Source organism: Castellaniella sp. GW247-6E4 (genome assembly GCF_040276065.1).
Lineage (GTDB): Bacteria > Pseudomonadota > Gammaproteobacteria > Burkholderiales > Burkholderiaceae_B > Castellaniella.
Genome location: NZ_JBELOI010000001.1, coordinates 519,969 through 538,867 on the forward strand (window position 1 = coordinate 519,969; position 18,899 = coordinate 538,867).

At 64.6% G+C, this 18,899-nt stretch carries 19 protein-coding genes; 15 read left to right on the forward strand and 4 right to left on the reverse strand.

Annotation, left to right across the window (positions count from 1 at the left end; all coding sequences use genetic code 11):
• Nucleotides 1-12: 12 nt before the first annotated feature.
• Nucleotides 13-1,440 carry an oxygen-independent coproporphyrinogen III oxidase gene (gene hemN, locus ABS761_RS02435; protein WP_350406415.1) on the forward strand — a complete coding sequence of 476 codons (1,428 nt, stop codon included), beginning with the start codon at nt 13-15 and terminating at the stop codon, nt 1,438-1,440.
• Nucleotides 1,441-1,474: 34 nt separating this feature from the next.
• Here hemN and ABS761_RS02440 read toward each other — a convergent pair whose 3' ends face one another.
• Entirely contained in the window at nt 1,475-1,846 is a 372-nt protein-coding gene (locus ABS761_RS02440) for a YbaN family protein (RefSeq protein ID WP_350406417.1), read from the reverse strand.
• Nucleotides 1,847-1,872: 26 nt separating this feature from the next.
• Between ABS761_RS02440 and ABS761_RS02445 the strand changes: the two genes are divergently transcribed.
• Nucleotides 1,873-2,580 carry a Crp/Fnr family transcriptional regulator gene (locus ABS761_RS02445; RefSeq protein ID WP_350406418.1) on the forward strand — a complete coding sequence of 236 codons (708 nt, stop codon included), beginning with the start codon at nt 1,873-1,875 and terminating at the stop codon, nt 2,578-2,580.
• A 6-nt stretch (nt 2,581-2,586) separates the two neighbouring features.
• On the opposite strand, the gene ABS761_RS02450 is transcribed toward ABS761_RS02445, so the two are convergent.
• Nucleotides 2,587-3,954 (reverse strand): hypothetical protein, encoded by a 1,368-nt coding sequence (locus ABS761_RS02450; protein ID WP_350406420.1) that lies wholly within the window; start codon nt 3,952-3,954, stop codon nt 2,587-2,589.
• A gap of 3 nt (nt 3,955-3,957) precedes the next feature.
• The gene (locus ABS761_RS02455; RefSeq protein WP_350406422.1) at nt 3,958-4,203 is read right to left on the reverse strand and encodes a DUF2249 domain-containing protein; all 246 of its coding nucleotides are present in this window, start codon (nt 4,201-4,203) and stop codon (nt 3,958-3,960) included.
• 229 nt (nt 4,204-4,432) lie between these two features.
• Between ABS761_RS02455 and ubiU the strand changes: the two genes are divergently transcribed.
• The 3 genes from ubiU to ubiT are packed head-to-tail and all read left to right on the forward strand — an operon-like array spanning nt 4,433 to nt 6,935.
• Nucleotides 4,433-5,488 carry a ubiquinone anaerobic biosynthesis protein UbiU gene (gene ubiU / locus ABS761_RS02460; RefSeq protein ID WP_350406423.1) on the forward strand — a complete coding sequence of 352 codons (1,056 nt, stop codon included), beginning with the start codon at nt 4,433-4,435 and terminating at the stop codon, nt 5,486-5,488.
• A gap of 17 nt (nt 5,489-5,505) precedes the next feature.
• The gene (gene ubiV / locus ABS761_RS02465; RefSeq protein ID WP_350406424.1) at nt 5,506-6,408 is read left to right on the forward strand and encodes a ubiquinone anaerobic biosynthesis protein UbiV; all 903 of its coding nucleotides are present in this window, start codon (nt 5,506-5,508) and stop codon (nt 6,406-6,408) included.
• 56 nt (nt 6,409-6,464) lie between these two features.
• Nucleotides 6,465-6,935: a ubiquinone anaerobic biosynthesis accessory factor UbiT gene (ubiT, locus tag ABS761_RS02470; protein WP_350406616.1), complete on the forward strand. Its 471-nt coding sequence runs from the start codon at nt 6,465-6,467 to the stop codon at nt 6,933-6,935.
• Here the strand turns inward: ubiT and glyA are convergent.
• Nucleotides 6,925-8,199 carry a serine hydroxymethyltransferase gene (gene glyA, locus ABS761_RS02475; RefSeq protein ID WP_350406425.1) on the reverse strand — a complete coding sequence of 425 codons (1,275 nt, stop codon included), beginning with the start codon at nt 8,197-8,199 and terminating at the stop codon, nt 6,925-6,927. The genes ubiT and glyA overlap by 11 nt on opposite strands.
• 331 nt (nt 8,200-8,530) lie before the next feature.
• Between glyA and dsdA the strand changes: the two genes are divergently transcribed.
• The 10 genes from dsdA to ABS761_RS02525 all read left to right on the forward strand — a co-directional run bounded on the left by dsdA (nt 8,531) and on the right by ABS761_RS02525 (nt 18,882).
• The gene (dsdA, locus tag ABS761_RS02480; RefSeq protein ID WP_350406427.1) at nt 8,531-9,853 is read left to right on the forward strand and encodes a D-serine ammonia-lyase; all 1,323 of its coding nucleotides are present in this window, start codon (nt 8,531-8,533) and stop codon (nt 9,851-9,853) included.
• Nucleotides 9,854-9,884: 31 nt separating this feature from the next.
• A complete protein-coding gene (gene alr, locus ABS761_RS02485) occupies nt 9,885-11,015 on the forward strand; it encodes an alanine racemase (protein ID WP_350406428.1) in 1,131 nt (376 codons plus the stop codon).
• A gap of 161 nt (nt 11,016-11,176) precedes the next feature.
• Entirely contained in the window at nt 11,177-12,250 is a 1,074-nt protein-coding gene (locus ABS761_RS02490) for a GlxA family transcriptional regulator (protein WP_350406429.1), read from the forward strand.
• Nucleotides 12,251-12,396: 146 nt separating this feature from the next.
• Nucleotides 12,397-13,377: a dipeptidase gene (locus ABS761_RS02495; RefSeq protein ID WP_350406430.1), complete on the forward strand. Its 981-nt coding sequence runs from the start codon at nt 12,397-12,399 to the stop codon at nt 13,375-13,377.
• A 47-nt stretch (nt 13,378-13,424) separates the two neighbouring features.
• The gene (locus tag ABS761_RS02500) at nt 13,425-13,946 is read left to right on the forward strand and encodes a DUF5943 domain-containing protein (RefSeq protein ID WP_350406431.1); all 522 of its coding nucleotides are present in this window, start codon (nt 13,425-13,427) and stop codon (nt 13,944-13,946) included.
• A 72-nt stretch (nt 13,947-14,018) separates the two neighbouring features.
• Nucleotides 14,019-15,194: a branched-chain amino acid ABC transporter substrate-binding protein gene (locus ABS761_RS02505; protein WP_350406433.1), complete on the forward strand. Its 1,176-nt coding sequence runs from the start codon at nt 14,019-14,021 to the stop codon at nt 15,192-15,194.
• A gap of 113 nt (nt 15,195-15,307) precedes the next feature.
• Nucleotides 15,308-16,228 (forward strand): branched-chain amino acid ABC transporter permease, encoded by a 921-nt coding sequence (locus tag ABS761_RS02510; RefSeq protein ID WP_350406434.1) that lies wholly within the window; start codon nt 15,308-15,310, stop codon nt 16,226-16,228.
• 4 nt (nt 16,229-16,232) lie between these two features.
• The gene (locus tag ABS761_RS02515) at nt 16,233-17,393 is read left to right on the forward strand and encodes a branched-chain amino acid ABC transporter permease (RefSeq protein WP_350406436.1); all 1,161 of its coding nucleotides are present in this window, start codon (nt 16,233-16,235) and stop codon (nt 17,391-17,393) included.
• Entirely contained in the window at nt 17,390-18,166 is a 777-nt protein-coding gene (locus ABS761_RS02520; protein ID WP_350406438.1) for an ABC transporter ATP-binding protein, read from the forward strand. Before ABS761_RS02515 ends, ABS761_RS02520 begins: the two co-directional genes overlap by 4 nt.
• Nucleotides 18,166-18,882, forward strand: a complete 717-nt coding sequence (locus ABS761_RS02525) for an ABC transporter ATP-binding protein (protein WP_350406439.1) — start codon at nt 18,166-18,168, stop codon at nt 18,880-18,882. The genes ABS761_RS02520 and ABS761_RS02525 overlap by 1 nt, the downstream gene beginning before the upstream one ends.
• Nucleotides 18,883-18,899: the final 17 nt, after the last annotated feature.

The following is an 18,899-nucleotide window of genomic DNA, read 5'->3' on the forward strand; positions in this document are numbered from 1 at the left end:
AGCCAGGCATCAATGAGCAGCATACAGACCAACGGCCACAGCGTTCCGGATACGATCTCGTTTCCGGATATCGAGATTTCCGAGGCCTTGATACGCCGCTTCGACCGTTCGGGCCCGCGCTACACGTCGTATCCCACCGCCGACCGCTTCCGGTCCGGCTATACCGAGCAGGACTACCTGGCGCACCTGGCGCGGCGAGCCGCGACCGATGCCGCGCCGCCCCTGTCCGTCTACGTCCACCTGCCTTTTTGCGAGTCGCTGTGCTATTTCTGCGCTTGTAACAAAATCATCACCCAGGACCACAGCCGATCGGCCGAATATCTGGGCTATTTGTATCGCGAGTTCGAGCTGCTCAGTCCGCGTCTGGGGCGCCACCGGCGGGCCGTCCAGCTCCACCTGGGCGGGGGCACGCCCACGTTCCTGAGCGACGCCGAGCTCGCCGAGCTCATGGTCCGGTTGCGCCGCCACTTCGAGTTCACACCCGACGCCGAACTCGGCGTCGAAATCGATCCGCGCACCGTCAGCGCGCAATCGCTGGCCATGCTGGCTGGCCTGGGGTTCAACCGCTGCAGCTTCGGGGTGCAGGATTTCGATCCCCTGGTCCAGGAGGCCGTCCATCGCGTACAGCCCTACGAGATGGTGCGCACCGCCATTGAGGCCAGCCGGGACAACGGCTTCGAATCGATCAACGCCGACCTGATCTACGGGCTGCCGAAACAAACCCTCGAGAGCTTCAGCCGCACCCTCGATCAGTTGATCGCGCTCTCGCCCGATCGGATCGCCTTGTATAACTACGCGCATCTGCCCGACCGCTTCAAGGCCCAGCGCCTGATCCGCGCCGAGGACTTGCCTTCGGCCGAGACGCGGTTGCAGATTTTTTTGATGTCGGTACGCCGCCTGCTCGAGGCGGGCTATCTATATATCGGACTGGATCATTTTGCCAAACCCGGCGACGAGCTCAATCGGGCGCGCCTGGATCACAGCCTGCATCGCAATTTTCAGGGCTACACGACGCGCGCGGAATGCGACCTGGTGGGCTTTGGCGTGTCGGCCATCGGCAAGGTGGGCGACGCCTATGTGCAGAATGAACATTCCCTGAACGCCTATTGCAAAGCGGTGTCCGAAGGGCGCCTGCCGACCGACCGCGGATTCGACCTTGCGCGCGACGACGTGATCCGGCGCGAGGTGATCATGACGGTCATGTGCAGCATGCCGCTGGATTTCAGCGCCTTCGAGGCCCGGCACGGCGTGCCGTTCACCGAGATTTTCGGGGATGAGCTCGCGCGCCTCGAGCCCTATGCCGAGGCGGGCTTGGTCGAGGTCTCGGGCGCGGGCCTGCGCGTGCCGCCCCAGGGGCGCCTGTTCGTACGGGCGCTGGCGATGGTTTTTGACCGCTACATCGGGCGGCCGACGGTGTCGACCTATTCCAAACTGATCTAGTCTAGTGTCGTGTCTGGATGAGCCAGACAGCACACTAGTCCTCGGATCTCGGACGGGTCGGCGTGCGGATCAGGTAGACCGTGACGCCGATGCCCGGGATCAGCAGCAGCCAGCGTGCCCAGGGCACCGGCATCACCCAGGCCGACCAGGCCAGGGAAGGCCACATCAGCGCCAGCGCTATCAGCTTGCTGCGCAGCGGGATGCCGCGCCCGGCCTGAAAATCGCGGATATAGGGACCCAGAATGCGGTGCGACAGCAGCCAGTGGTGCATGCGCGGCGAGCCGTGCAGGTAGCAGAACGCCGCCAGCAGCAGAAATGGCGTGGTGGGCAGCAGGGGCAGGAAAATCCCCAGCAACCCCAGACCCAGGGACAGAGTGCCCAGGACGTTGAACAGGACGCGGATCATTTGAGTACAAGGGAGGCTCGACCAACATGGCGACTCGTACGGATTCTAGCAGTGGAAAGCGGCGCGGCGTGCGCATTCAGGACCATTTGGCACAGGTGCCCTTGTTCAACGAGCTGCCCCCCGCCGAGCTCGAACCCATCGCCATGGGCACCACTGAGCTGCATGTCGCGCGCGGCGACATTATTTTCCGGCGTGGCGAACCCTGCCTGGGCTTTCATATCGTGATCTATGGACAGATCAAGCTCATGTTCGTGTCCATGTCGGGCGATGAAAAAGTCGTGCGCCTGATTGGTCCGGGTGACAGTTTCGGCGAGGCCCTGATGTTCATGGGCAAGGACTACATCGTCACGGCCCAGGCCCTGGCCGATTCGCTGTTGCTGCATGTCGGGCGCGAAGCCCTGTTCGACGAGCTCGATCGGCGGCCGGCCATCGCCCGCAAGATGCTTGCCGGCTTGAGCATGCGCCTGCACAGCCTCATGGGCGATGTCGAGGCGTATTCGCTGCGCTCGGGCGCGCAGCGCGTGATTGGCTATCTGCTCAAGGGCCTGGCCGGCGACGAGGCCGCGCCGTTTCGCCTCGAGACCAGCAAGGCCGTGATCGCGTCGCGCCTGAATCTCACGCCCGAGCATTTCTCGCGCATTCTGCGCGAGCTCAGCGACAAGCGACTGATCCGTGTGCGCGGCCGCGAGATCACGATCCTGGAGATGAGCGCCCTGATTCATTACCACGGCTAGCCGGCCTCACGCCGCGGGCCGGCTTGTGTTCCCGGGGGCGGCGGCCGCCAGGGGCAGCGCGGCCATGGCGCGCAGGGTGCGGCGGTAGGTCCATAGGGCGCAGCCCATGTTCAGGGCCAGCCAGGCCGCCGAGACGGCAAGCAGGCCGCCGGCCGCCCAGGCGCAGCCAGGCAGGCCCAGGCCCGCGCCGAGCCAGGCGGCGACCGCCAGCGTATGCACGACGAACTGGCCCAGCGCGCGGCTCTCGGGGATATAGGCGGTCATCTTGGGCATCACGAGCAGGTAGGCGCGGACCTGTGCGGGGTCGTGATCCGGGATCACCATGTGGTCCTGCGCGTGCTTCCACAGCAGAAAGGGCATGATCTTGTAGAGCATGCCGTTGACCGCCGACCACAGCGCGCCCACGATGATGCAGATGCCCAGGGTCAGCGGCGCGCGCGCGCCGGCATCGCCGGTGAGCCAGATCCACAACGGGGCGCAGGCAATGAGGCACAGCATGGCGAGGTGCCAGAACCAGGTGGTGGGCTCGGCGCGCGGTCGCTTGCGGTGCTGGAGCAGGTGCCAGGTGGTGAGGGCGTAGACCACGTAGGCGGCCAGCAGCAGGAGCTCGGCCGTTTCTCTCATCAGCGGCGGCAGGCCATCGGTGGCGTCCAGCGCCGTCCAGGCCAGCAGCAGCCCTGGGATGACGAAGGGTAGCCAGCGGGTCAGGGGCTTGGGGTAGATCTCGGTCACTTGAAAGATCGGGATCAGTTGGAAGGACATGCTGATCAGCAGGAGGCCGGCCCAACCGGCCAGGCCCCAGAGCGCGTGCCAGTCGATCAGCCCCGGCAGACCGCGCCCGTGGCCCAGGGCGCCGGCCAGCGCCACGCCCAGGACGGCCGTCAGGGCCAGGCCGGCGAGGGCCGCGCGCACGGGCACCAGGATTTCCCGCGCGCCCTTGTAGACCTGGTGCCGATGGCGCCAGAGGGCGAGGCCGGCACCGCCGATGAAGACGGCGAAAGCCGTTCCCAGCAGGCCCGCAGATGCCTGGAACGCCCAGGCGCGCATCGACAGAAAGGCCCAGGCGAGGCTGAGGGTGCCCGTGGTCAGCAAGCCATGGACCCAGGCCGAGACGCGCGTGGCCCGGGGAAAGGGCACGTTGCAGGCCACGGGCAGGATCTGCATCATGGCGCCCAGCATGGCGCTGCCCAGCACGCCCAGGGTAAACAGGTGGGTCAGGGCGAGCGTGGTCGGCGCCCAGCGCGAGTCGAAGGCCTGGGGGCCGGCCCAGAGCGCCAGCAGGCCAGCCAGCAGGGCGAACGCCGGGACGTTGAGGAAAAAGGGCAGCGGCACCCGCAGGGCGGGTGTGTTGTCAAAGGCCAGTGCGCGCTGCATGGATCAGCGCCCGTCCGGGCCGCCCGAGGCCGCGTGCCAGATCGTCACGACGTAGTGGGTGCCCTCGAAGACCGTATCGTGAGCGTAGCCGCTTCGCGCGAGGATCTGGTAGAGCGGGATGGGATCGCGGTCGATGCTCATGCGTAGCCGCTGGCCGGCCGTCAGGCTGGACAGCGCCTCGAGGCAATGCTCCATTGGCTCGGGCGGGGCCATGCCGCGCACGTCCAGTGCAATGTCGGGATCGTTCATGTCGAGTGTCCTGTGACAGGGGTCGCGCATACCTTACACGATTGCGCAGGCGCGGGCACTCAAGACCCTGCGCGCTGCAGCGCCGACCGGCAGGTGTCATGTCTCTTGATCGGGATTAAGGATGCCAGCTCCGAATCAGCGCATAGTGCTGTTGTTGTCAATGCCGAGGCCCGCGACCGTCCCGTACGGTATCCAGCGCTGGCGGCCTCATGTTTCCGATGGTTCCGCCATGCCCCCACCGTTTTCCCAAGCCCGACCGGGCGTCGTCCACCACCGCGACGTTTCCGGCTTCGAACTCGTCTGTCCCGCCGGCAGCCTGCCCGCTCTCAAGGCCGCCGTTGATCACGGCGCCGATTGCGTCTATCTAGGTTTTCGCGACGCGACCAACGCCCGCAATTTCGCGGGCCTGAACTTCGACGCGGCGGCCATTGCCGAGGGCATGCGCTATGCCCATGACCGTGGCCGCAAGGTCTTCCTCGCCCTGAACACCTATCCACAGCCGGACGCCTGGGCCTTGTGGCGCGCCGCCGTCGATCGCGCCGCCGATGCCGGCGTCGACGCGGTCATCGTGGCTGATCCGGGCCTCATGGCCTACGCCAGCGGGCGCTATCCCGACTTGCGCCTGCACTTGTCGGTCCAGGGGTCGGCCACCAACTACGAGGCGATCAATTGGTATCACCGGCACTTCGGTGTGGCGCGCGCGGTATTGCCGCGCGTGCTGTCCGTGGCCCAGGTCGAGCAGGTGGCCGAGAACACGCCGGTCGAGATCGAGGTGTTCGGCTTCGGCAGCCTGTGCGTCATGGTCGAGGGGCGCTGCGCGCTGTCATCCTATGCAACGGGCGAATCGCCCAATACACACGGCGTATGCTCGCCGGCGCGCCACGTGCGCTGGCAGCAAACCGGCAAGGGCCTGGAATCGCGACTGAACGGCGTGCTGATCGACCGTTACACAGAGGGCGAGAACGCGGGCTATCCGACCTTGTGCAAGGGCCGCTTCGATGTGGCGGGCGAGAACTACTACGCCCTCGAGGAGCCCACCAGCCTGAACACGCTCGAGCTGCTGCCCAGGCTCATGGCCATGGGGGTGCGGGCGATCAAGATCGAGGGCCGCCAGCGCAGCCCCGCCTACGTCGCGCAGGTCACGCGGGTCTGGCGCGAGGCCATCGATCTGGCGTGCGTCAGCGCGGCGCGCTACTCGGTCAAACCCGCGTGGATGACCGAACTGAACAAGGTGGCCGAGGGCCAGCAGCATACGCTGGGCGCCTATCATCGGCCCTGGAAATGACGCGGAGGCCGGCAAACATGAAACTCGCCTTGGGACCCTTGCAATACTATTGGCCGCGCGTCGCGACCCTCCAGTTCTACGAGTCCGTGCGCGAATGGCCCGTCGATATCGTCTACCTGGGGGAAACCGTCTGTTCGCGGCGCCATGAACTGCGCCTGCCCGACTGGATCGAGGTCGCCGACATGCTGGCCGAGGCCGGCAAGGCCGTGGTGCTGTCCACCCAGGTCCTGCTGGAATCCGGCGCCGACCTCAACACCTTGCGCAAGATCGCCGGCAACGACCGCTACGCCGTCGAGGCCAACGACATGGGCGCGGTGCATCTCATGCAGGGCCAGCCCTTTGTCGCCGGCCCGTTCCTGAACATCTACAACACGCCCACGCTCGAGGTGATCGCGGGCCTGGGCGCGACGCGCTGGACCATGCCCCTGGAAATGGGACGCGAGGGTCTGGCGCAGTTGCAGCAGGGCCGCCCCGCCGGCCTGCAGACCGAGGTGTTCGCCTACGGCCGGATGCCGTTGGCGTTCTCGGCACGCTGCTTTACCGCGCGCAATCGCAACTTTCCCAAGGACAACTGCCAGTACGTCTGCATGGACCATCCCGACGGCCTGCTGCTGGAAACCAAGGAATCCCAGCCGTTCCTGACCATCAACGGCATCCAGACCCAGTCGGCGCTGGTCTACACCCTGATCCACGAGCTCGCAGCCTTGCGGACACTGGGGGTGGACGTGTTGCGCCTCAGCCCTCAGTCGCGGGACATGGACCAGGTGGTCGCGGCGTTTCGCGACGTGCTCGAGGCCCGCGCGGACGCGGGCGAGGCGCATGCGCGCCTGGTCCCGCTGATGCCGGCCGGGCCGTGCAATGGTTACTGGCACGGGCGCGCCGGGCTGGACATGGTGCCGCCGCAGGCGACCATGGCCTGATTTCATTTATTTGCTGGAGCCCCAACGTGCAAGCCCCCTCGACCCCTGCCTATCGTATTCCCGAGCCTTTTGCCCGGGTGTTCGGTCATCTGCCCCGCTATCCGGGCTCGGTGCTCTTCGTCACCGGGCTGAATCTGTTGCTCGCCCGCCACCTGCATCCCGACACCCTGCAGCGGCTCGAGGGTCGCTCGCTGCGCATCCACGTGGCGGATGCGGGACTGCGTTTCGACTACACCTGGCGCGACGGCGCTTTCCGGGCCGCCCGGCATGATGGGGCCGGGCCCGATTTGACCTTTCGCGCCGATGCCTGGGACTTCCACCGTCTGCTGCAACGTCGCGAGGATCCGGACACCTTGTTCTTCAGCCGCCGCCTGGTGATCGAGGGCGACACGGAACTGGGTCTGATGGTCAAGAACACGCTGGACTCCATCGACATGGCGGTGTTCCAGCCGCGCGCCGTGCTGCGTGGCCTGGCGCAGGCCCTGCAGCAGCGGCTGGCGCCCCGTGGCGCACGGGTCATATCGTGACCGGCTCCGTCCGTTCGCGGTAGACCGGAAAGCGGCGGCAGAGCTCGATCACCTGTCCCCGGATGCGGTCTATGGTTGCGCGGTTGTCCGGATCGTCCAGGATTTCGCACATCCAGCCCGCCAACTGGCGGGCCTGCTCGACCTGGAAACCCCGGGTCGTGATGGCTGGGGATCCGATCCGGATGCCGCTGGTGACGAAGGGGGGCTGAGGGTCGTTCGGAACCGCGTTTTTGTTGACGGTGATATGGGCGGCCCCCAGGGCCGCGTCGGCGGCCTTTCCGGTAATCCCTTTGGCCGACAGATCCACCAGAAACAAGTGATCGTAGGTGCCGCCCGAGACGATGCGCAGGCCGTGTTCGACGAAGACCTCGGCCATCGCCTTGGCGTTGTCCAGCACGCGCTGCTGGTAGTCGCGGAATTCAGGTTGCATGGCTTCCTTGAGCGCCACGGCCTTGGCAGCGATGACGTGCATCAGCGGGCCGCCCTGGGCGCCGGGAAACACGGCGGACTGGATTTTCTTCTGGATGTCCGGATTGGCCCGGCCCATGATCAATCCACCGCGTGGGCCGCGCAAGGTCTTGTGCGTGGTGGTCGTGACGATATCGGCATGGGGGACGGGGTTGGGATACAGGCCCGCAGCCACCAAGCCGGCGAAATGGGCCATGTCCACCATGAACAGGGCATCGACCTGATCGGCGATCTGGCGGAACCGGGGAAAGTCCAGAATCTGGGAATAGGCCGAAAAGCCGGCCACGATCATTTTGGGGCGGTGTTCCAGCGCCAGCCGCTCGACCTCGTCATAGTCGATCAGGTCGTGTTGGTCCAGGCCGTACTGGACGGCGTGGTACAGGCGGCCCGAGGAGCTGACCTTGGCCCCGTGGGTCAGGTGCCCGCCGTGGGCCAGGCTCATGCCCATCAGCGTATCGCCCGGTTGCAGCAGGGCCAGATAGACCGCCGCGTTGGCCTGCGAGCCGGAATGCGGCTGCACATTGGCCCAGTCGGCGCCAAAGAGCTCGCACGTGCGATCGATGGCCAGTTGCTCCACCACGTCCACGTGTTCGCAGCCGCCGTAATAGCGCTTGCCGGGATAGCCTTCGGCGTATTTGTTGGTGAGCTTGGTGCCCTGGGCCTGCATGACGCGTGGGCTGGCGTAGTTTTCCGAGGCGATCAACTCGATGTGTTCCTCCTGGCGCTGGCTTTCGGCCTGCATGGCCGCCCATAGCGCGTCGTCGAAGCCCTGGATCTGTTCCTTTCCTGAAAACATGGTGTCTCCCGTAGTGAATGAGTTTGCCGCCAGGCGGTTCCGAGGAGGGTCGGAGGCGGCTCATGACCCATTCTAGGGAAGCCAGGCTTTCCCGCTTGTACGTTCGCGCCAAAGTGCAGGCATGCGAATGACATGCCGGCCGCCGCCGGCCGTGTGCAGAAGCGCGGTGTGCAAGGCGGACCGTCCGCCAGCGGCGCGGCGAAGCCCCCGTTCGCGATGTGGCCGTCATGTTGCAATACTCGTCCAGCGTGGCATCCTATAGGGCAAAGGCGGGGGTCGCGACTCGATGAATGAACGTTTTGCCCCCGGCCGTGGCACACAGGAGTGGCACATGAATACCGACGTTGCGGCATTGCGCAGTCGCTTGCCCGAGGGTCTGATCGAGCGGCAGCCCTTGTTGTGGTTGAATCCGGGTTATGACCCGCAGGCCGATGGTGGGACGTCGCACCTGGATCCGGCATTGGCCGAGGTCCGGTTCGCCCGTTGCGCCGGCCTGTTGCGGCAGGTGTTTCCCGAATTGCAGGCCAGCGCCGGGCGGCTGATCTCGCCCCTGGTGCCGATCCCTCGTTTCCGGGATGGCATGGCGCCATCCGGGCCGGCCGGCGTCTGGTTGCTGAAGCGCGACGATGCGTTGCCGGTGGCGGGCTCGGTCAAGGCGCGCGGCGGCTTTCACGAGGTCTTGTCGCTGGCCGAGCGCATCGGCGCTGAGGCGGGTGTGTTGGGCGATGAGACCGATCGTCGCGTGTTGGCCGGGCCGCAGGCGCGGGCGGTGCTGGGGCGCCATACCCTGGCGGTCGGCAGCACCGGAAACCTGGGCCTGGGCATCGGCCTGATCGGCGCCGGGCTGGGGCTGCGGGCCGTCGTGCACATGTCCGCGGACGCCAAGGAATGGAAGAAGCAGCGCCTGCGCGACCGTGGCATCGAGGTGGTCGAGCATCCGGGGGACTACGCCGCCGCCGTCGAGGCCGGGCGTGCCATTGCGCAGGCCGATCCGCTGATGCATTTCGTGGACGATGAGCGCTCCGAGGCCTTGTTTTTGGGGTATGCGGCGGCCGCACATGAGCTGCAAGAGCAGTTGCGGGCGGTCGGGCGTCCGGTCGATGCCGATCACCCGCTGTTCGTCTACCTGCCCTGCGGGGTCGGCGGGGCGCCGGGCGGCATTCTGTACGGCTTGAAGCGCCTGTTCGGCCGCCACGTGCACGGCTTCTTCGTCGAGCCGACCGCCTCGCCCTGCATGCTGGTGCAACTGGCCTGTGGGATCGAGCGGCCCGTATCGGTCTATGACGTCGGGCTGGACAACCGGACCGAGGCGGACGGCTTGGCGGTCGGCCTGGCCTCGCCCTTGGCCGCACCCTTGATGGCCAGCCTGTTGTCGGGCGTCTTTACCGTCGATGAGGCGATCTTCTATGCCGATGCCTGGCGCCTCGAGGAACTGGAAGGCATTTATGTCGAGCCCTCGGCCGCCACCGGCCTGCGGGGGCCGCTCCAGGTGCTGGATACGCCGCAGGGACGCGCGTACTTGCAGCGCCAGCACCTGGAGGCGCGCATGGACGGGGCGACGCACCTTGTCTGGAGCACGGGCGGCGCGCTGGTGCCAGAGGACATCCGCCAGAGCTTCCGCGAGCGAGGCAGGCGTCTGGCGGGCGCCGTCTGAAAGATCTCCCCATCGTTCCCGAGGAACCACCATGTCGCGCCCGATCCTAGCCACCGTCGATCCGCAGGCTCTGCGGCACAACCTGGGCCTGGTGGCTGGCCGCCTGTCAGCCGATACGGCGACCCCCGCCCGCATCTGGGCGGTCGTCAAAGCCAATGCCTATGGCCATGGGCTGGAGGCGGCCGTGCGCGGCTTTGCAACGGCCGATGGCCTTGCCTTGCTGGACATCCAGGAGGCGCTGCGCTGCCGCGAGCTGGGGTGGCGGCGGCCGATCCTGCTGCTCGAGGGTTTCTTCAGGCCGGCCGACCTGGGCGTCCTGGCCCGTCATCGGATCAGCACCGTAGTCCACAGTCATGCGCAATTGGACATGCTGGCCGCCGATTCCAGTGTGTCGGGCATCGAGGCGTACATCATGCTGAATTCCGGCATGCATCGGCTGGGGTTCCAGCCCGATGAGTATCGCGCCGTTTTCGGCCGGGCGCTGGCGCTGCAGGCGGCCGGCACCTTGGCGGCGGTGGGCAAGATGACCCATTTCGCCCGCGCGGATGACGACCTGGCCGTGACGCGGGCGCAATTGGATTGCTTTCGACGTGTGGCGGCCGATTTGCCCGGCCCGGTCAGCGCATGCAATTCGGCGGCGGTTCTTTTCCCCGGGCTGGCGGCCGCCGTGCCGGGGGCTGACCAGTGGGTCCGCCCCGGAATCTGTCTGTACGGGGCCTCCCCCTACATCGGCCGCCACGCCGCCACCCTGGGGCTGCGGCCGGCCATGACGCTGAGTGCCGAGTTGATCAGCACGCATGTCCTGCCGGCGGGCGAGGCCATCGGCTACGGCCATGCGTTTCGCACGGATCACGACATGCGGATCGGCATCGTCGCTTGCGGCTATGCGGACGGCTATCCCCGTCATGCCATTACCGGGACCCCTGTGACGGTGGCGGGCGTCCGGACCCGGCTGGTGGGGCGGGTCTCGATGGACATGCTGTCCGTGGATCTGGATCCGGCGCCTCTGGCGCAGGTGGGCTCCCCCGTGGTGCTGTGGGGTGACGGCGGCCCCAGCGTCGATGAGGTCGCGTGGTCATCCAGCACGATCGCCAACGACCTGCTGGCGGGCTTGACGCACCGGGTGCCCAGGCGCGTGGCGTGTCCGGCGGCTGCCGCGTAGCGCCCGGGATCAAAATCTCTGATACGCAGCGGGGCCGAAAACATTATATTGTCTCCTGCGAGGCGCGCTCTGCGCGCGACTTGCCTGGTTCATGGCATTGCGATGGGGGTACTTCAGTCATGACTGCGCGTCACTTTGAACAGGAAAAGCCAAGGGACGGAATGCCAGAGCCCGCGGCCCCGGTGCGTTTCGGGATCGTCCTGTTGCCCAACTTCACCCTGACCGCGCTATCCGGCTTCATCGATATGCTGCGCTTGTCCAGCGACGAGGGCGACAATAGCCGGCCGGTGCGCTGTACATGGTGCGTCGTGGGAGAAAATCTGGCGCCGGTGCGCTCCAGTTGCGGCATACAGATCGCACCCTGGGCCACGTTCGGCGATGCCGATGAGTACGACTATGTCGTCGTGGTGGGCGGCCTGCTGCATTCAGGCTCCACGACCAGCGAGGCGATCTTGTCCTATCTGCATACGGTCGGGCAAACCCGCGCCACCCTGGTTGGGGTGTGCACCGGTGTTTTCGCGCTCATGCGCGCCGGTGTTCTGAAGGATCACCGGGTGTGTATCAGCTGGTTTCACTACTGGGATTTCCTCGAGCGCTTTCCGGCGGCGGATGAGAATCTGATCGTTTCCGAACGTCTTTATGTGATCGACCGCCGTCGCGTCACCTGTTCGGGCGGGCGGGCCTCCATCGACGTCGCGGCGGCCATCCTGGTGCGGCACATCGATGCGGGTGTCGTCAAGAAAGCCTTGCGCATTCTGCAGGTGGACGAGTCGGCGCGTTTCGATGCGCCGCAGCCTCAACCCGCGGGGCTTGCGCCGACGACGCACCCCAAGGTAAAGCGCGCGGTGTTGCTGATGGAACAACATCTCAGCCAACCGCTGTCCATGGAGGCGCTATCGGCAAAGGTCGGCGTCTCGGTACGTCAGCTACAGCGTCTTTTTAAAGAGTCCCTGGGGGCGTCGCCCCAAATCTATGCGCGCCAAATCCGCCTGCGCATGGCAAAGTGGCTGCTCCTGCACACTGGACGCCCCATTTCCTCGATCGCCTCGGGGGCGGGTTTCGCCGATGCATCGCATATGGGACGAGAGTTTCGGCGGACCTTCGGTGTCTCGCCCGGGGCTTATCGCGAGCATCACGGCGTGGTCGCGCCGCTGGCCCCCGCGCCCGCTCCTCGGGCCGACATGCAGGATGAGGACTACGGGGAATGCTACCCGGATCGAGAGCGTTTCTTCTGAAATCCGACCACGCCGAGGGTATGGCTTCTTTCTTCTGACCCTATGTCGCGGTTGTTCTATATGTGAACCCTCTAGCTTTGCTGTACTAAGAGCGTCGCCGGATGTTGTTCGGCACCGTCACATTATAAGAATCGAGGAGCTTGCTCATGAGTCGCCTGCACCAGGACGGCATCGTCATCGATGGTCTGATTATTTCCAAATGGGACCGCAGCGTCTTTGCGGACATGCGCAAAGGTGGGCTGACCGCAACCAATTGCACGGTCTCCGTCTGGGAGGGTTTCCAGGACACGGTCAACAATATCGCACGCATGAAGGCGATGATCCGTGAAAACAGCGACCTGGTCGCGTTGGTGCGCACGACCGATGATGTCCTCAAGGCCAAGCGCGATGGTCACACCGGCATCATCCTCGGATTCCAGAATGCTCATGCCTTCGAGGACTCGCTGGGCAATGTCGAGGCGTTCGCCGACATGGGCGTCCGTGTGGTGCAGTTGTGCTACAACACGCAGAACCTGATCGGCACGGGGTGCTACGAGCGCGATAGCGGCCTGTCGGACTATGGCCGCGAGGTCGTGGCTGAAATGAACCGTGTCGGCATCATGGTCGACCTGTCGCACGTCGGGGCGCGCACGTCCGAGGAAACGATCCTCGCGTCCTCCAAGCCGGTGTGCTATTCCCACTGCCTGCCTTCGGGCCTCAAGGATCATCCGCGCAACAAGAGCGACGAGGCCTTGCGCTTCATCGCCGATCGCGGCGGCTTCGTCGGCGTGACCATGTTCCCGCCCTTCCTGCGACGCGGGATCGAGTCCACCGTCGACGACTATGTGGAAGCCATCGGCTACGTGATCAATTTGATCGGCGAGGATGCCGTGGGCATCGGGACCGATTTCACCCAGGGACATGACCAGGCCTTCTTCGACTGGATCACCCACGACAAGGGCCGTTACCGCCGCTTGACCGATTTCGGCACCATCAAGAACCCCGCCGGCATGGCCACCATCGGCGACTTCCCCAACCTCACGGCCGCGATGGAACGCGCCGACTGGACGGAGACGCGCATCCGCAAGGTGCTGGGCGAGAACTGGATGCGCGTGTTCGGCGAGGTCTGGGCGCCGGCGCGCCACTGAGTGCCGGACCGGCATACCGATCATCACGCTATCAGGGGAGTGAGACCATGGAACCTCGTGTGCCTATCGATGTCGATCCAGACAGCGGTGTGTGGATGACCGACGGCCTGCCCATGTTGTACGTGCCGCGTCATTTCTTTGTCAATAACCATGCGGCCATCGAGCGCGCGGTAGGGCGCGAGGTCTACGCCAAGCAGCTCTATGAGGCCGGCCACACCTCGGCCTATACCTGGTGCGATGCCGAGGCGGTGACCCACGGCAAGCAGGGCCTGGATGTGTTTTCGCATTACCTGGATCGCCTGTCCAGCCGCGGCTGGGGCTTGTTCGATTTCATCGAGGTGGATCCAGAGCGTGCCCATGCGCGCATTCGCTTGCGCCATTCGTCCATGGTGCTCGGCCAGCCCGAGGCGCAGGGCCTGCTGTGCTATATGTTCGCCGGCTGGTTCGCTGGCGCCATGGATTGGGTCAATCGCGAGCGGCGGCCCGTGCTGCGGGCCGTGTGTGAAGAGTCGGCGTGCCAGGCGCAGGGCCATGCGCATTGCACTTTCACGGTGACGTTGCAGAAGTAGAAAAGTGATGCGGGCGAAGCGGCGGTGAAACCGGTCGCAAGCATCTCGACATGAAAACCAATAGGAGGAGTCATGAACAAGAAATTGATGCTCAAGGCGGGTGCTGTGATGGCCTCGCTCGCGTTGATGGTGGGCACGGCCGGCATCGCCAGCGCCAAGGAAACGGTGAAGCTGGCGTTCATCGGCCCGCTGAGCGGTTCCAATTCTTCACACGGGCTCGGGGGGCGCAATTCCGCCGATCTTGCTGTCAAGCTGCATAACGCCGATCCCAAATCCAAGTATCAGTTCGAGCTGGTCAGCCTGGATGATGAGTGCAAGCCCAACGTCGGCGTCCAGGTGGCGACGCGGGCGGCCGCCGATAAATCCATCATGGTGATTATTCCCCACTACTGTTCGGCGGTGGCGGTTGCCACGGTGGATGTCTATGAGCGTTTCAAGGCGCCGGTCATCGTGTGGGCGGCGGTACACCCGGATGTGACCTACAAAAAGAAAACGCGCAGCATGCACCGGGTCAGCGCGACGCTGATTTCGCAGAATAAAGTCGCCGCCAAGTTCTTTACGGACATGGGCTACCGGCGCTGGGCGGCCATCTATGACACGACGGACTATGGTAAGTCCATGTTCCATTACTTCAACAAGTTCCTCACCGAGGATACCCCGGGCGAGATGCTGGCGAGCTTTGGCGTGGGCGTTGACCAGCAAGACCTGAATGCCGAGCTCACCAAGATCAAGGAGCTCAAGCCCGAGATCATTTTCTACGGCAATCTGACGCCGCTGTCGGTGCGTGGGGTCACCCAGATGGACCGCCTGGGCATCGACGCGCAGTTCCAGGGCACATCGGGCATGGTGGGCGATGCCTTCCTCAAGGGGGCGGGTGATCTTGCCGAGGGCGTCATGGCGATGTATGACATGCCGCCCGTCGACAGGCTGCCCGGCGGCAAGTTCTTCCTCGAGGAATATGCCAAGCAGAAGTACAACGAGCCGTTCGAGGCCTATGGCCCCTACGCGTTCACGGCCACGCAATTGGCGATCGATGTGATCGAGCGCGTGGGTCCGGATCGCGAAAAAATCCTTGATGCGTTGGCGGATGTGAAGGACTACGAGGCCATCATCGGCAAGGTGACCTTCGACGATCATGGCCAGAACATCAATCCGTCCACCACCAAGTACGTGGTTCAGGACGGCAAGTGGATCGACTGGGAAGACAGCGAGTACGCCACCGGCAAGCGCAAGCTCAAGGGCCGTTGACCGGCCGGGGGCCGCGGATGTTCTCAGGCGGCCCCTTTTTCTGAAACCTCGCCATCGACCCGTGCCGTGCATGACTTGCAGGCGCGCGGGCAGGCGCTACCCGGAAAGATTCCATGGACCTCGGATTCATAGGACTGTACATCTGGAACGGCGTGATGCTGGGCGTCATCTATGCGATGGTCGCCGTCGGCTTTACCCTGTTTTTCGGAGTACTCGACGTTATAAAGTTCTCGCATGGCGATGTGGTGACCCTGGGCGCCTTTGTCGGGTTGGCCACCTATCTTGGATTGCACGCCGTGGGCGTGGAGCAGACTTGGGTGCACCTGTTGGTGATCACCATCGTGTCGGTGAGCAGCATGGTGGTATTGGGCGCCTTGATTGCCCAGTATTGCGTGCTGCCGTTGCGTGAGGCCCCGGCCTTCATCACCTTATTGATCACCTTGATGATCGGCACGGTGATTCGCGAAGCGATCCGCCTGTTCTACCCCAGCGGCTCGAACCCGCAGCCGTTTCCCGAACTGCTGCCCACCAATTCCCTGGTGTTCGGCACTTTTGAACTGCGAATCGATACCCTGATCCTGGTCGTGGTGGGCTTGATCGTGATTTGGGCGGTGCATGCATTGATTAATCACAGCCGTCTGGGCCTGGCCATCCGCGCCGTTGCGCAGGACGGCGAGACGGCGCGCGTCATGGGCATCAACTTCCGCTGGGTGGTGCTGGCAACGTTCGGCCTGGGATCCGGCCTGGCGGCCATGGCCGGCCTCATGAACGGGCTGTATTACCGCGAGGTGTACTTCGGCAATGGCCTGATGCTGGCGGTCATCGGTTTTAGCGCGGCGGTCGTTGGCGGTCTGGGCAATATCTATGGCGCGATCTTGGGCGGCTTTCTGTTTGCCGCAATCCAGATCGCGACGGTGGTGCTGTTGCCGCTGCCCAGCGCCTACAAGGAAGTCGTGGCGTTCGGCTTGATTATTGTGATGCTGGCCTTCAAGCCCACGGGCCTGATCGGCGAAAAATCTTCGGAACGGGTATAAGACAATGACGATCGAAAGACGCATTCCAGATCTGATCGCCGTTCTGGCGGGGATTGCCGCGATGGCGGCCTTCGTGATCTTTCTCATGCATGCGGAAAATGAATTCAACATGCTGCTCGCGCTCGTCGTGGCCGTGGGCGGGGGCCTCATTGCGCGACGCACGGGCTGGTTCGCCAGCGCCTCGCACGGCATGGCCACCTGGAGCACGGCATCGAACCTGGGCATCGGCCTGGCCTTCCTTGTGGTGGTCGTGGTGCTGCGCTCGGAGCATTTCTCGCTGCTGCTGCTGTCCACGCTCATGCTCTACAGCATCGTGTGCCTGGGCTTGAACCTGCAGACCGGTCTTTGCGGAGTGATGAACTTTGCCGCCGCGGCCTTCTTCGGTACCGGTGCCTACACCGCCGCTGTCCTGTCGGTGAATACCGCCATGCCGCATGTGCTGGTGATCCTCAGCGGCGGCTTGATGGCGGCCTTGCTGGGCTCCCTGCTCCTCCTGCCCGTGCTGCGCACGCGGGGCCACTATGCGGCCCTGGTGACGATCGCCTTCGGTACGATGTTTCGTTCCTTTCTGGAGGTCAACGACACCCTGGGCGGGCCTCAGGGGATCCTGGTGCCCGGCATGAACCTGTTTGGCTGGGATCTGAGTCAGGATCTGACGCTGTTCGGGCTGACGTTTTCCTTCTACGCCAACTACGCCCTCCTGATCTTTGGCCTGCTGGTCATATGCTTTGTCGCCTCCCGCCGCATCGAGCGCTCCTGGATCGGAGTGAGTTTCGACACGGTGCGTATCGACGAGGTCGCGGCGGCCACTTTCGGCATCAACATCGCGCGCTGGAAGATCACGGTTTTCATTATCGGCAATCTGTTTGCGGGCATCGCCGGCGCCTGCTTCGGCCTGATGACGGGCTTTGTTGCGCCCACCAGCTTTACCTTTGCCGATTCGCTGATCCTGCTGTCCATCATTGTGCTGGGAGGCATGGGCAACCAATGGGCGGTGTTTCCGGCGGCGGCCATTGTCCTGTTGCTACCCGAAAAGTTGCAGGCGATCCAGGAATATCGTTTCTTGCTGTATGGCATAGCGGTCATCCTGATCCTGCTGTTCCGGCCCGATGGCCTGTTTCGGCGGCCCCTGCGCACGCTGATTGCCAAAGGGAGCGTGAAATGAGCGATGCATTGCTTTCCTGCCGCGGCCTGAGCATGCACTTCGGCGGCCTGGTGGCGCTAGACAGCCTCGATCTGGACGTCTATGGCGGCGAGGTGCTGGGCCTGCTGGGGCCGAACGGTTCGGGCAAGACGACGTGCTTCAATGTCATCACCGGCGTGTACTTGGCCAGCGGCGGCCAGTTCGTGTTCGATGGCCGCGATATCACCCGTTACACCGCGCAGCAGATCTACAGGGCCGGCATCACGCGCACTTTCCAGCGCTCGCGCCTGTGCCTGTCGTTGTCCATTTTCGACAATGTGATGGTGGGCAATCACCAGGGCCTTGACCATAGCTTGTGGTTCAATTTGATGCGCCGCGGCGCGTTGCGGCGCCAGATCAAGCAGGCCTTCGACGAGGCGCGCGAACTGCTTGGGGTCTTCAATGCCAAGCTGGCGGACCGGGTGCTCGACCCGGCCGGCTCCGTCACCATGATCGACCGGCGCCGCATCGAAATCTGCCGCGCGCTCATCAGCCGGCCCCGGCTGCTGTTGCTCGACGAACCCTCGGCGGGAATGACGCACGAGGAAACCCGCGAGCTGATGGACGACATCCTGGCGGTGCGCAAGCGCATTCCGGGCTTGTCCGTGGTCATCATCGAACATGAGATGAACGTCATCGAACGCATCACGGACCGTTGCGTGGTGCTCAACTATGGCCGCAAGTTGTGCGAGGGCTCGTATCGCGAGATCGCCGCCAATGCGGATGTGCAACAGGCTTATCTGGGGCAATCGTGATGGAAAATCAGCTTGAACTCCGGCTGGAGCATATCTATACGGCCTACGACAAGGCCGATGTGCTCAGCGATGTCTCGATTCGGGTGACGCCGGGCAAGGTGACTTGCATCCTGGGCTCGAACGGCTCGGGCAAGACCACTCTGATTCGTTCCATCCTGGCTTTGACGCCACCGCGATCGGGCCGGGTGATGCTGGGCGAGCAGGATATCACGGGCCTGGCGACGCACCGGATCAATCATGCCGGCATCGCCTGCATCCCCGAGGGGCGCCGGGTATTTCCGAAAATGACGGTGCGCGAGAACCTGCGCATCGGGGCATTCCGGGAACGCAATCCGGCGATCGTCCAAGCGCGCATGGAGCAGGTGTTTGAAATTTTCCCGCGCCTGCGCGAGCGCGAGAGCCAGCTCGCCGGCACCATGTCCGGCGGCGAGCAGGCGATGCTCTCGATCGGCCGCGGATTGATGTCCGCGCCCGGGATCATGCTGATCGACGAGCCGTCACTGGGTCTGTCGCCTTTGTTCGTCAAGGAAACCTTCAGCGTCATCGAGCGCATCAATGCGCTGGGCGTCACCGTGCTGTTGGTTGAGCAGAACGTGCACCAGACCTTGGCGGTCGCGCATTACGGGTATGTCCTGATGCAGGGACGCGTGGTGGCGGAGGGGCCGACCGAGGCGCTGCGCAACAATACCGAAGTCCAGCAGGCTTACTTCGGCTGAACCGCAAGCAGCGGATG

Bases quoted from the DNA above. Each gene is read 5' to 3' on its own strand.
- alr (WP_350406428.1), top strand. From the start codon at position 9,885: ATGTCGCGCCCGATCCTAGCCACCGTCGATCCGCAGGCTCTGCGGCAC.
- ABS761_RS02515 (WP_350406436.1), top strand. From the start codon at position 16,233: ATGACGATCGAAAGACGCATTCCAGATCTGATCGCCGTTCTGGCGGGG.
- ABS761_RS02500 (WP_350406431.1), top strand. From the start codon at position 13,425: ATGGAACCTCGTGTGCCTATCGATGTCGATCCAGACAGCGGTGTGTGG.
- glyA (WP_350406425.1), bottom strand. From the start codon at position 8,199: ATGTTTTCAGGAAAGGAACAGATCCAGGGCTTCGACGACGCGCTATGG.
- ABS761_RS02490 (WP_350406429.1), top strand. From the start codon at position 11,177: ATGCCAGAGCCCGCGGCCCCGGTGCGTTTCGGGATCGTCCTGTTGCCC.
- ABS761_RS02445 (WP_350406418.1), top strand. From the start codon at position 1,873: ATGGCGACTCGTACGGATTCTAGCAGTGGAAAGCGGCGCGGCGTGCGC.
- ABS761_RS02505 (WP_350406433.1), top strand. From the start codon at position 14,019: ATGAACAAGAAATTGATGCTCAAGGCGGGTGCTGTGATGGCCTCGCTC.
- hemN (WP_350406415.1), top strand. From the start codon at position 13: ATGAGCAGCATACAGACCAACGGCCACAGCGTTCCGGATACGATCTCG.
- ABS761_RS02455 (WP_350406422.1), bottom strand. From the start codon at position 4,203: ATGAACGATCCCGACATTGCACTGGACGTGCGCGGCATGGCCCCGCCC.
- ubiU (WP_350406423.1), top strand. From the start codon at position 4,433: ATGCCCCCACCGTTTTCCCAAGCCCGACCGGGCGTCGTCCACCACCGC.
- ABS761_RS02495 (WP_350406430.1), top strand. From the start codon at position 12,397: ATGAGTCGCCTGCACCAGGACGGCATCGTCATCGATGGTCTGATTATT.
- ABS761_RS02520 (WP_350406438.1), top strand. From the start codon at position 17,390: ATGAGCGATGCATTGCTTTCCTGCCGCGGCCTGAGCATGCACTTCGGC.
- ABS761_RS02525 (WP_350406439.1), top strand. From the start codon at position 18,166: ATGGAAAATCAGCTTGAACTCCGGCTGGAGCATATCTATACGGCCTAC.
- ABS761_RS02450 (WP_350406420.1), bottom strand. From the start codon at position 3,954: ATGCAGCGCGCACTGGCCTTTGACAACACACCCGCCCTGCGGGTGCCG.
- ABS761_RS02510 (WP_350406434.1), top strand. From the start codon at position 15,308: ATGGACCTCGGATTCATAGGACTGTACATCTGGAACGGCGTGATGCTG.
- ubiV (WP_350406424.1), top strand. From the start codon at position 5,506: ATGAAACTCGCCTTGGGACCCTTGCAATACTATTGGCCGCGCGTCGCG.
- dsdA (WP_350406427.1), top strand. From the start codon at position 8,531: ATGAATACCGACGTTGCGGCATTGCGCAGTCGCTTGCCCGAGGGTCTG.
- ABS761_RS02440 (WP_350406417.1), bottom strand. From the start codon at position 1,846: ATGATCCGCGTCCTGTTCAACGTCCTGGGCACTCTGTCCCTGGGTCTG.